Consider the following 12,751-nt stretch of genomic DNA (forward strand, 5'->3'; position numbering starts at 1 on the left):
CAGCAGCAGGTGGAAATCTACCGACTAAATAGCGATGGGGAAATTATTAATTTACCTGCTATTTTATCCGGGGAAGATGTCTTACCCGGGTTTGTTTTGAATTTAACTTAGGAAGGATTACAGGGAATAACAAAGGGAATGACACCGAATCAGGCTATCTCTATTTTGTCAAAACATTTCCATAAAAGCGATCGATTGTCAGCTTGACGGTGTATAATCTCTTAAAGGCCAGCATCAAGCTACAAAGTTCTCAATATATCCCAAAAAAAACAATTAGGATTTCAGGAACAGATGCTCTGGCTTCTTCTTCAAAGAAAGAGGAAACTCTCAGTCACAACATTGATATTTGTCAATAATGTCACCTAAAATTTTCAATCATCACTTTACTCCTCTTAAATCCCTCTCTCTGGGATTATTTCTCCTGCAAGCTTTCACTCCCCTCACCCTAGCAGCCCCCCCGCGAGAACAGGATCAAACCGTCGGCTGTGATATTCTGGTGGTGGGTGGTGGTTTAGCCGGTGCCGGTGCGGCCTACGAAGCTTTATTATTAGGAAAAACCGTCTGTTTAACCGAGATTACCGACTGGGTGGGGGGACAGATATCTTCTCAGGGAACCTCCGCATTAGATGAAAGACGGACACAAAGAGAAAAATTATTTTTCCCGAAAGGTTATCTAGAATTTAGGGAAAGAATTAGAAAGCATTACGGGAAACGCAACCCCGGAGAATGTTGGGTAAGCGGGTCTTGTTTTTTGCCTTTTGATGGACATAAATTATTATTTCAACAGTTAGAAGACGCTGCCAAAAAAGGCAAAGGAACCCTGAAATGGTTTCCCACCACGGTAGTCAAAGAATTAAATATTGAAACTTTACCCAATCGCGGTACCGGTCAACAGATTACCAGTGTAATTGCTATTCAACATAGTCCCGTAAAAGGTACTCCTCCCCTAAATACCGAGTTTTTATCGCAAAAAATGGCGGATATCTATCGCTACGAAAATTCTCCCCGTTTTGATAAAAAAATCCTCCGTTTTGTCCCCAAATCCTCCCAACCGAATCAATTAGCAGATTGGTATGTGATTGAAGCGACCGAAACCGGGGAAATAATCGGATTATCAGATATTCCCTACCGTTTAGGTGTCGATAAGCGCAGTTATCTCGAACCTTCTTCCTCTAGCGTCACTGGAGACCCCTACTGTACCCAAGGCTTTACCTATACCTTCGCCATGGAGGAAACAGAAAAACCACAAACCCACGAGAAACCCGTTTATTATGAACGCTATGCCCCCTATTTTAGCTATGAATTGCCGCGATTAGCCGATTTTGACCTAGTTTTCACCTATCGTCGTATTTGGAGTCCGCAACTGGGTAAAGAGAAAACCTTTGGGGGAATTACTTTTACCGAACCCGTCCCGGGGGATATTTCCATGCAGAATTGGACCTGGGGAAATGATTACCGTCCGGGTACTGCTAAGGATAACTTTATCTACACCCGTGAACAGTTGCAACAGCTAGGACAGTTATCTCCGGGGGGATGGATGGGAGGATTACGCACCGAAACCCTCGCGAGGGGCGAAGAACACGCCATTTCCTACTATTATTGGTTAGTAGAAGGAACCACCGATTCCCAGTTAGGGGACGGGGTAAAAGTTCCCCATTTGAATAACCGTTATCTCTCCGGTTTTGATTCTCCCATGGGAACTGCCCACGGTTTGTCAAAATATCCCTATATTCGGGAAGCAAGACGGATTATCGGTCGTCCTTCCCTGACTTTCCCCACTGGTTTTACCGTCACGGAAATCGATATTTCCCGACAAAATTTTCAAAGCGATTTCTATCGTCAAAATCTTTCTCCGGCAGAATATCGGCGCTTAATTGCCACCTTGGCAGGATTAGAGGGATTTTCCGTACTTGATGGCACATTATCCCCCGATAAGGCCGTTAAACGCAAGCGCTCTACCATTTACCCCGATTCCGTCGGTATCGGTCACTATGCGATTGATTTTCATCCCTGCATGACAGAACATCCCCCCGAAAAACCGGGTAATACAGAAAAAGCAGGAGAAAGACGGGGACAAGGGCAAGCTTATCCTTTTGAGATACCTTTAAGGGCTATAATTCCCCAAAAAATCGATAATTTACTGATAGCGGGTAAAAGTATCGCTCTTAGTCATATTGCTGCGGCCGCCTATCGTGTCCATTCCTTCGAGTGGTCCTCTGGGGTAGCTGCTGGCATCACGGCAGTGTATGCTTTAGATAATAATGTACTGCCCTATCAATTAGTAGAAAGTGATTTTCTCATCGGGAATAAACAATTGCGAGAATTACGGCAAAAAATCGACGCAAGTGGTAATCCAACTGTGTTCCCCGATGCCTCAATTTTCCGGTCGATGGATGATTGGTATTAATTAGGGTTTGCTGAAAAAACTTTTTCAGCAGACCCTAGGTACTGCTCATCCATGTCTCTCAGATTGCCCGATTTCGTCCCCCCCCTCAACGGTTACGACTGTTTTGGGTTGAGAATACTATTAATAATCAGAGCGTTTTTGGGAAGATAAGGAGGATCAATCATTTCACGATGAATACCAGTGGCATAATGATTGATTCTTTCTCCTTTTGTTGCTTGTATCCAATCATCTTGAGCTTCATAGTTTCCCTCAGCACGAATCAAATGAATAGTCCCTTGAATTTGTACATTTTTTAAGTCAGAATTCCAAAGAAAATTAAAGTATTCCCACACTTGATTATAAGTGCGATTGCGGAGTTTTTGATTCTCTAAAAAGTAACCTCTTAATTCCTGACGTTTGGGATTTAATAAGAAAGCATCAACCCCTTCTTGAATCTCTGACATATCAGCTTTTTTAGCCTCACGTCCTCCTCTGTAAGTATCCAGTAAAATGACATCAGAAACAACTCTCCCTCGACTTTCTAATTGTTGCGCCATTAACATCGCTAAAAATCCGCCGGCGGAATGTCCCATTAATTTTATATCTTGATTCTGAGCCAAATCCTCAATTAATTCAGCGTATTTTTCTAACATTAATTCATCGCTAATATACCGGAAAGTATAGAGAGCATAATCCGTTATATACTCCGCTAAATTGGCATAAGCAGCAGCGAAACCAAGGGCGGGGGGAAATAAAAAGACGGCCTTTTCTTGCTCCTTATTAAACACCACATAAGGGCGTTCTTTCGGTTGAATATTCATCTCTTGAGCATAGATAATATAATCGCTTAATTCGGCTACTGTTGGCTTTTCATAAATCATTGATAAAGGAATTTCTATTGCGATTTTTTCATAAATTAAAGCCATAAGATTCATAGCTTGTAAGGAATGACCACCCAACTCAAAGAAGTTATCATTAACCCCTATCTTGCCAGCTTGTAGAAGTTGTTGCCAAAGGCTTACTAAGATAGTTTCCGTTGAATTGCGGGGGGCTAAATAGGGTGATTCAACTAGAGAAGTCTCATCCGGTATAGGCAATTTATGAACGTCTATTTTCCCATTAGGATTTAAGGGAAAATCCGACAACATGACAAAGGCAGAAGGGATCATGTAAACGGGTAATTTCTGCTGTAAGAAACGACGCAAATCCTGGGAAGTTAATAAAGTATCTTTTCTGATTACATAAGCAACTAACCGTTGATTATATAAGGTATCTTCCCGCATAATCACAACAGTTTGTTCAACGTTGGGATGAGTTTCTAAAACCGTCTGAATTTCTCCTAATTCAATGCGTAAACCTCTCAGCTTAACTTGATTATCAATCCGTCCTAAATATTCAATGTTTCCATCAGGAAGATAGCGAGCTAAATCCCCGGTTTTATATAATTTCCCCTCAGCAAAAGGATGAGGAATAAATTTTTCAGCCGTTAATTCAGGTTGGTTAAGGTATCCACGCGCTAAACCCATTCCACCAATATGTAATTCTCCAGCAACACCAATAGGAACCGGTTGGAGATAACTGTCGAGGATATAAACTTGGGCATTAGCAATGGGAGTTCCAATAGAAATTTGGGAATTTGGCTGACAGCACCAGATAGTAGTCTCAACCGCTACTTCTGTTGGTCCATAAGCGTTATATAATTCACAGTTTAACTGCTGAAAAAATCGTTGATTGAGTTCATAAGATAAGGCTTCTCCCCCGACAATTACTCGTTTTAAACAGTGGCAATCTTTGCTATTGGGATGTTGCAGAAAAACTCGCAATATTGAGGGAACACAAGTGAAATAAGTTACTTGTTCTTGCACAATTAAATCTATTAAATAATCTATATCTTTATACCCGTCAGGTTTAGCCACGACTAGGGTAGCACCAGATGTTAAAGATGAGAAAACTTCCCAAACTGAAACATCAAAACTAAAGGGAGTAATTTGGAGAATGCGCTCTTCAGAGTTAAGATTATAATTATCAATATTGTATTTTAGAGTATTGCAAATTCCTTGATGAATATTCATCACACCTTTAGGTTTTCCCGTTGAACCAGAAGTGTATATAACATAAGCTAAATTTTCTGGGGTAACTGGAGAGATCAAATTCTCTTGGCTATAATTAGCTATCTTTAACCAATCTGTATCTAAACACAGTATTTCGGGGCAATTTTCTGGTAGAGATTGGACTAAAGATTGCTGAGTTAACAACAGAGAAATAGCTGAATCGGATATCATATAATCCAAGCGCTCAGGGGGATAATTAGGATCCAAAGGAACATAAGCTCCCCCAGCTTTAATAATTCCCAATATTCCGATAATCATCTCAAAAGAACGCTCAATAAAAATCCCCACTAATACTTCTGAAGTTACGCCTTTTTCTTGTAAATAGTGGCCGACTTGATTAGCTCGATTATTTAACTCTCGATAGGTCAATTTTTCGCCGTCAAAAATAAGAGCTATTGCCTCGGGATTATCTCTAACTTTTTCTTCAAATAACTGGTGCAAACACTGTTGAGAATAAGCGACTTCGGTTTGATTCCACTCTATTAGTAATTGATGCTGTTCTTCAGGGGTTAATAAATTAATCTCAGATAATTTACAATCGGGATTCTGAATTACACTTTTAATAATTTGTAAAAAGTGACCGTTCATTCTGGCGATGGTTTCAGGCAAAAATAAATCTGGCTCATATTCGATCACTAATGTAAGATTATGACTATCTTCAAAGAAGCTCCAAGTCATATCAAATTGAGCCATCCGTGGTTTTAAGGGATAAGGTTGATGTTCCAAACCAGGAATTTTTAAGACAGTTTTGCTTTCTTTACCCAGTAGAGAAAACATGACATCAAATAAGGGATTTCTGGACAAATCACGTTCTAAATTGAGAGCGGATACTAATTTATCAAAAGGATAATCACGATATTCATAAGCATCAAGACAGGTGTTAGTTACTTCCCCTAAGACTTGCTTAAAAGTTACTCCCTCTGGTAATAAAGTTCTTAAGGCCAAGGTGTTAACATAAAACCCGATCTGGTTTTCTAAATCAGGATGATTTCGTGCTGAAATAGGGATACCAACCACTAAATCCCGTTGGCCGGTGTGGCGGTAGAGTAATATTTTAAAGAAAGTCAGTAGGGTAATAAATAGAGTCGTCTGATTTCGAGTTGCAAAGGTTTGTAATTGTTGGCTAAGACTCTCACTAAATTGATAAGTGTAGGAAGCCGCTTGAGAAGATTTTACTTGAGGTCGAGGGAAGTCTATCGGTAAGTTTAAGATAGGGGGATGTTCGGAAAAAACCTCACACCAATACTCATGTTGTTCTCTAACTTCTTCACTTTCTAACCACTGATTTTGCCATGCCGCATAATCTTTATACTGTAGAGTAAGAGGGGGTAATTCAGCTTTTTTTTGTTGAGTATAAGCAGAGTATAATATAAAGAACTCTTGAAAGATAATATCAAGTGATTGTGCATCTCCAATAATATGATGGACAGTCAAACCAAAGATAAATTCTTCTGACTTAATCTGCACCAATAAGACCCGAATAAGGGGCAACTTTTCTAAACTAAAAGGTAAATTTGCCGACTCTTGAATTAAATCATCTGCCAAGAGTTCAGCATCTTTTTCTGCTCTTAAATCTTTAAAAATGATTAACTGTTCTGTGGGGATTTGCTCATGAATAACTTGCTTAATATTGCCTCCAACACTGGCAAAAGTGGTTCTGAGAATTTCATGACGGTTCACCAGTTCTTGAAAGGCTGCTGTTAATATAGAAACATCTAACTTGCCATTAATTCTCATGGCAAGCCTAATATTATAAGCACTAGAAGATTCGCTGATATGCTGCAAAATCCAAAGCCTTCTTTGACCGTGAGAGACTTGGTAATATTTTTGTTTTTCCAGTGGGTTAATTGAGTCAGATTGTGGTAAGTTGATCATCGTTTTTGTCGGGATTGAATTAATACAGCTTGTTCTTTTAAAGTATTATGGGTAAAAATTTCCCGTAATCGGAGAGAAACTCCAAATTGATTACGGATTTGTGACACTAAGCGCATCGCCTTCAGACTGTTTCCTCCTAGTTCAAAAAATGACTGATTACTGTTACTAACTTCTGCTTCTAATAACTCACCCCAAAGGGAAGCTAATAAAGCTTCTTGTGGATTAAAATCTGGGACTTGGTTAGTTGAGTTAGTAATATTTTCTTCGGGTTTTGGCAAAGCTAGACGATGAATTTTTCCATTGGGTAACAAGGGAAAAGCTTCTAACCGCATTAAAAAGCTAGGCTGCATATAAATCGGTAAGAGTTGCTTTAGTTTACCTCGAATATATTCCTGATGAACTGTATCCTCGGCTTGATAATAAGCAATTACGTTTACTAATTCCTCCTTTTTATTAGCCATAACTAAGGCTTTTTCTACTCCCTCAATCCCACTGAGGACATCTTCAATCTCTCCTAATTCAATCCGTACCCCATTTAATTTAATTTGATTGTCACTGCGTCCTATTACTTCTAAAGTTAGATCAGGAAGCAGTCTGCCTAAGTCTCCAGTACGATAAACTATATCCCTCCCCCCATTCAAAGGATTAGGCACAAAAACTGAATGAGTTAAGCTTTCATCTTGATAATAACCTTTGGTTAAATAGGGGGATTTAACGAACACTTCTCCTACTTCTCCTATTGCCCTGGCGCGATTTCCATCAACCACTGCATAAGCGGCATCTGGCAAAGTTTGACCACCCGGAACCCGTTCATAGGGAATATTATTAGGGTTAGGAATTCGATAAAAATGCTTAACAAATGTAGTTTCACTTGCCCCATAAATATTCACAAATTCTGTCTGAGAGCCAAAAATTTGATGCCATTCAGCCAGTTCTTTCACAAATAAAGGCTCTCCTCCTAAGACAAAAATTCGCAAACTTTTCAGGAGATTATGAGCATTAATTAAACCACGCCCCATCTTTAAAAATAGACGCATTACCGAGGGGACAGTGTGTAGTAAGTTAATTTTCCATTCTCCTATTCGCAGTAATAAAAGCTCTAAGTCTTCTCGCTCTGTACTCTCTGGAATATACAGAGTTCCCCCTGAGCATAAAGTCACACAGGTTTCCCTCAAATAAGCATCAAAATTAATTTGAGCAATTTGTAAACAGCGCCAACTTTCATTAATGCCAAATTCCCGTTTTTCCCAATCAATGAAATGACGTAAGCTGCCGTGACTGCCTAAAATTGCTTTAGGTTCACCGGTTGAGCCAGAAGTAAACATAATATAATTAGAATCATCAGCATCCGGCATAGCTAGAAGGGGTTGCAGTTTGCTTAATTGGCAAGGAAACTCTTGATAATCCATGCCATTCCACTGATGATATTGCTGAATTTTATGAGCCTTAACCACTAAGATATGAGGCGGTTTTTCTAATGCGGATAGTTGGGGTTTAATCCCCTCTAAATTCTCAGCCGCAACTAAGATAATTTCGGGGCTAGTTTTAATCATCATGCGTTGCCGGCGCTCCTCGGGTTCATCTAAACGTAGAGGTAAATAGATTCCTCCGGCTTTAAATACTGCCAGCATAGCGATTAACTGACGATAATCTCCTTCTAGGAGAACACCACAAACCTTATCTTTTTCCACGCCTAATTCTTTTAAGGCATAAGCCCAAAAGTTAGTTAGTTCATGTAATTCTTGATAGCTAAATTTACCCCCTGGATAAATAATCGATGTTTTCTCCGGTTTGGCTGCAACTTGGTCAATAAAATCATGGATGATAGTACGGGTTTCTAAGCGAGGAATAGGATTGATAAAATTGGCAATGAAAGCGGTTTCTGCTGCCGATAACAAAGAAATGTCTTTGACGGGTTGGGCGGGGTTAGATAGCATTTCATTCAAGAGTTTATCGAAGTGAATGAGACATTTTTTCATCCTCTCCTCTTGGAATAAGTCGGTGTTATAAATTAGCTCTAATCTGAGTTTTTCCTGATCTTCACTAAACACAAAAGATAGATCAAACTTACTGGTCGGGGTCAGGGAATCTAGAGATTTTATTTGTATATTTTCCAAGCCTACAGGTTGATCAAAATTTTGCAGAAGGACTAATATATCAAACAAGGGAGTGCGGTTAATTTCTCTAGAAACAGCTAATTTTTCTACTAAAATATCAAAGGGATAATCGGAATGTTCTAAGGCTTCGGTAACGGTTTGACGAACCTTTGCGAGTAGATTTTTGTAGCCTTTTTCGGGTTCAATTTGGTCACGAATAACTAAGGTATTGAGAAATAAACCGATTAGAGATTGCAGTTGAGGATGGCTTCTGGTGGCGATTTCTGTACCAATAGTAATATCATGTTGACCACTGTAGCGATACAGTAATATTTTGACAGCCGCTACCAATGCCATGAATAGGGTGATTTCGTTTTCCTGACAAATTTTTCTTAATTTAGAAATCGTTTCTCGGTCAAATGTCCAGCTTAAATGAGAACCCTTAAACGTCTTTATTTGGGGACGTTTAAAGTCTGTCGGTAAGTGAACTCTGGTCAGTTGTCCATTGTCCAGTTTTTGCCGCCAGTAATCTAGGTTTTTGGGATTATTTTCGCTTCTTAAAAGATTATTTTGCCATCCTGCATAATCTTTATATTGTATCGGCAATGGCTCTATACTAGGCTGTAATCCTTTGGCTAAATCAGAGTAGTATTGTAAGCATTCTTTAGCTAACAAACTCATTGACCAACCATCACAGATAATATGATGAATTTCTAACTCTAAAATATATTCATTCGGAGATAGTTTATAAATCTTAGAGCGCACCAGGGGACTTTTCTCTAAGTCAAACGGTTTTCTCTCTTTTGCAATCGTTTCTAGGATTTCTTCATCAGGTTTATTTGTCCAGTCTTTAAATTCCCAATCAAAAGGACGATTTTGCAGGATTTTCTGTTGTGGTTCACCGTTAATTAAAATGAAAGATGTCCGCAGGGATTCATGACGGGAAATCAATAATTGTATGGCTTTTTCAAAGACATCGGGGCTAAAATCTCCTGCTATTTTGAGAGTGGAAACAATATGATAAGCTACATTATTGAGATCCATCTGTTGCAAGACATAGAAACGTCTCTGAGCATGGGATGTTTCGTAGGTTTCCTGTGCAGATACAAGGGGAATAGTGGCTACCGTCAGAGGGGTAACAGTGCTTAATAATGCTGCTTGTTCAGCAATGGTAGGATGAGCAAATACTTGTTTAATGGGCAAAGATTGCCCTAACTTTTCCTGAATTTTACTCACTAGAGAAATAGCTTTTAAGCTATGTCCTCCTAACTCAAAGAAGTTGTCACTAACCCCTATTTTGGATACCTGAAGAACATCTTGCCAAATCTGAGCTAAGAGGCTTTCTTTTTCATTTCTTGGGGCTATATAAGCAGATTCAATAATTGATGTCTCATCGGGGACGGGTAATTTTTTCCTGTCTATCTTGCCATTGTTATTTAAGGGAAAATCCGACAAGATGACAAAGGCAGAAGGCACCATATAAGCGGGCAGTTGCTGCTGTAAGAAACGGCGCAATTCTCCGATACCTAATGAGGGGTATTTCCTGACTATATAAGCGACTAACCGTTGATTGTCTGAGGTATCTTCTCGCAAAATAACTACGGCTTTTTCCACTTCAGAATGTGTCTCTAAAACTGCTTCTATTTCTCCTAATTCAATCCGTAATCCTCTCAGCTTCACCTGATTATCAATGCGCCCTAAAAATTCAATATTGCCCTCTGGAAGATAGCGAACTAAATCCCCCGTTTTATATAAAATACCCGAATTAAAAGGGTTAGAAATAAATTTTTCTTGAGTTAATTCCAGACGATTGAGATAACCCCGCGCTAACCCGACACTGCTAATATGTAACTCTCCAGGAACCCCAATCGGAAGCGGTTGTAAATTCTGATCTAAAATATAAATTTTTGTGTTAGAAATTGGCTTACCAATAGACGGGGATGAGGAGTTTCCTTCCTCATAATCGGGAACTAATCCTGAAGTGGTTACTACTGTATTCTCTGTTGGACCATAATTATTAATCAGCTTAAAAGGCATTGATACTGAAGGGTAATGATGGAGTTTATCCCCACCCGTTAAGATAATTCTGAGGGCTATATTTTCATCCCATTTTAAAGATAAAATCTTCTCAACTAGGGGAGTTGGTAAAAAGCTGACGGTGATTTCTTGGGCAATTAACCAGTCTCGCAAGTCCGGGGGAGATTGCATGATTTCAGGTTTAACTAAGACAAGACTCGCACCTGCTGTTAAACAGGGCCATAACTCCCAAACCGCAGCGTCAAAAGCACTTCTTGCTAGTTGAGTAATTTTGTCTAAAGGCGTAATTTCAAAAGCGTCTTGATGCCAACAAATTAAATTCATTAACCCCCGATGGCTAATTAATACTCCTTTGGGTTTTCCCGTTGAACCTGATGTATAAATAACATAGGCTAAATTCTCAGGAGTCGTTAGATTGAAGGGATTTTCTGGACTATAGGTAGCTATCTTTTCCCAATCCCTATCTAAACACAGTAACTCGGCCCCAGTTTGGGGAAGAAAATCCCCTAAAGATTCCTGAGTTAACACCAAAGAAACACCCGAATCTGAGAGGATATCCCCCAAGCGCTCGGTAGGATAATCCGGATCTAAAGGTACATAAGCTCCCCCGGCTTTTAATATCCCTAATAAACCGATGACCATCTCTAGGGAACGCTCCATAAAAATCCCGACCAAACTTTCTGGACCTACACCCTTATCTCGTAAACAGTGAGCTAACTGATTGCCCCGGTTATTTAACTGTTGATAGGTTAATTTTTGTCCTTCAAAAATAACCGCTATTCCCTGCGGATTCTGTGCAACTTGTTCCTCAAATAATTGATGTAAAGACTTATCTAAAGGATAATCTGCCTCGGTATTGTTCCACTCTACTAATAACTGATGTTGCTCTTGTGTTGTCAATATAGGTAATTGTGTTACCCGTTGCCGAGTATCAGTAACAATCCCTGTTAAAATAGTCTGTAAATGTGCTGCCATCCGTTCAATCGTATCCTGAGTAAAACGGCTAGTATCATAGACTAACTGAATCAGTAACTCTTGTCTAGGAATAGCAACCACCGTCAAAGGATAATTAGTTTCCTCAAAATTCTCCACATCCTTAACCCTTAAGGATTGACGAGAATCTCTCGATAACGCTTCTCTAGGATAATTCTCAAAAACGACCAAACTCTCAAACAGGGGAATCCCCGGTGGAATATCACTTAATCTCTGTATTTCAGCCAGAGAAACATAAGCATAATCCTGAATTTCTGCTTGCTTTTGCTGTAATTCCTGTAACCAAGATAGCAATAAATCTGATTCTCTGATGGAGACTCGCAGCGGCAATGTATTAATAAATAATCCTACCCTATGTTCTACCCCTGATAAATCATGAGGGCGACCAGAAACCGTAACCCCAAATAAAACTTCTGACTCCCCACTATAGCGACTGAGAAGAATCGCCCAAGCGGCCTGTACTAGAGTAGATAAGGTCAGATTATGCTTTTGCGCCAAAGATTGCAGGTCTTTGGAGTGAGAAGCCGATAAATGACAGTTATACTCTTTATAAGTTGGCTTACCTTCAGATTTCATTAACTGGAGTCTGTCCACCCTCAGGGGGGTGGGAGTCATAAACCCTTCAAGAGTTCGCTGCCAAAAACTCTCAGCAACAGATGGGTTTTGCTGCTGTAACCAAACAATATAATCTTGATAGGGACGCGGCAAAGGAAGATGATAACTTTTCCCTTGAATACCTGCCTCATAAAACCCTAAAACTTCTTGATAAATAATAGGCATACTCCAACCATCCAGAATAATATGATGATGATTGCAGAGGAATTTATAAGTTTGGTCCGATAGTTGAATCATCAAGCAGCGCATTAAAGGAGCAACTTTTAGTTCAAACCCTTGTTGACGCTCTGTTTGTAACAATAAATCTAAACGTTGTTGTTGTTCTGTGGGGGAAAGATTGCGCCAATCCTGATAATCCCAAGGCAAATCAACCTTTTTTCGCACAATTTGCAGAGGGTTTTCCCGTTTTTCCCAAAGAAATAGAGTCCTTAATACCGAGTGACGCTCTACAACTTTTTCCCACGCTTGCCTAAAAACTGCAAGGTTAATTTCTCCCTCCAGAGTAATTAGAGTTTGACTACAATAAATCCCTGAATCAGGAGTATAAAGACTATGAAAGAGCATCCCTTCCTGCATGGGGGAAAGAGGATAAATAGACTCCACATTTTTGGCGGGTTGATTTTTTGTGTCTGCCATGA

At 39.6% G+C, this 12,751-nt stretch carries 3 protein-coding genes and 1 pseudogene; 2 read left to right on the top strand and 2 right to left on the bottom strand.

Features of this window, described 5'->3' with window-relative positions; all coding sequences use genetic code 11:
• Positions 1-111: pseudogene (locus tag EWV68_RS13980) on the top strand (Uma2 family endonuclease); the annotation flags it as partial.
• 244 nt (positions 112-355) lie between these two features.
• Positions 356-2,407 (top strand): FAD-dependent oxidoreductase, encoded by a 2,052-nt coding sequence (locus EWV68_RS13985; RefSeq protein ID WP_287170154.1) that lies wholly within the window; start codon positions 356-358, stop codon positions 2,405-2,407.
• A gap of 92 nt (positions 2,408-2,499) precedes the next feature.
• Here the strand turns inward: EWV68_RS13985 and EWV68_RS13990 are convergent, their stop codons facing one another.
• Complete coding sequence (locus EWV68_RS13990) at positions 2,500-6,372, bottom strand: non-ribosomal peptide synthetase (protein ID WP_287170155.1); 3,873 nt, start codon at positions 6,370-6,372, stop codon at positions 2,500-2,502.
• Positions 6,369-12,749, bottom strand: a complete 6,381-nt coding sequence (locus tag EWV68_RS13995) for a non-ribosomal peptide synthetase (RefSeq protein ID WP_287170156.1) — start codon at positions 12,747-12,749, stop codon at positions 6,369-6,371. The genes EWV68_RS13990 and EWV68_RS13995 overlap by 4 nt, the downstream gene beginning before the upstream one ends.
• Positions 12,750-12,751 lie beyond the last annotated feature (2 nt).

This window comes from Microcystis sp. M_QC_C_20170808_M9Col (assembly GCF_007095495.1).
Lineage (GTDB): Bacteria > Cyanobacteriota > Cyanobacteriia > Cyanobacteriales > Microcystaceae > Microcystis > Microcystis aeruginosa.

What these genes read in the sequence shown, in the direction of transcription:
- EWV68_RS13990 (WP_287170155.1), bottom strand. Translation starts at nt 6,372, where the DNA reads ATGATCAACTTACCACAATCTGACTCAATTAACCCACTGGAAAAACAA.
- EWV68_RS13995 (WP_287170156.1), bottom strand. Translation starts at nt 12,749, where the DNA reads ATGGCAGACACAAAAAATCAACCCGCCAAAAATGTGGAGTCTATTTAT.
- EWV68_RS13985 (WP_287170154.1), top strand. Translation starts at nt 356, where the DNA reads ATGTCACCTAAAATTTTCAATCATCACTTTACTCCTCTTAAATCCCTC.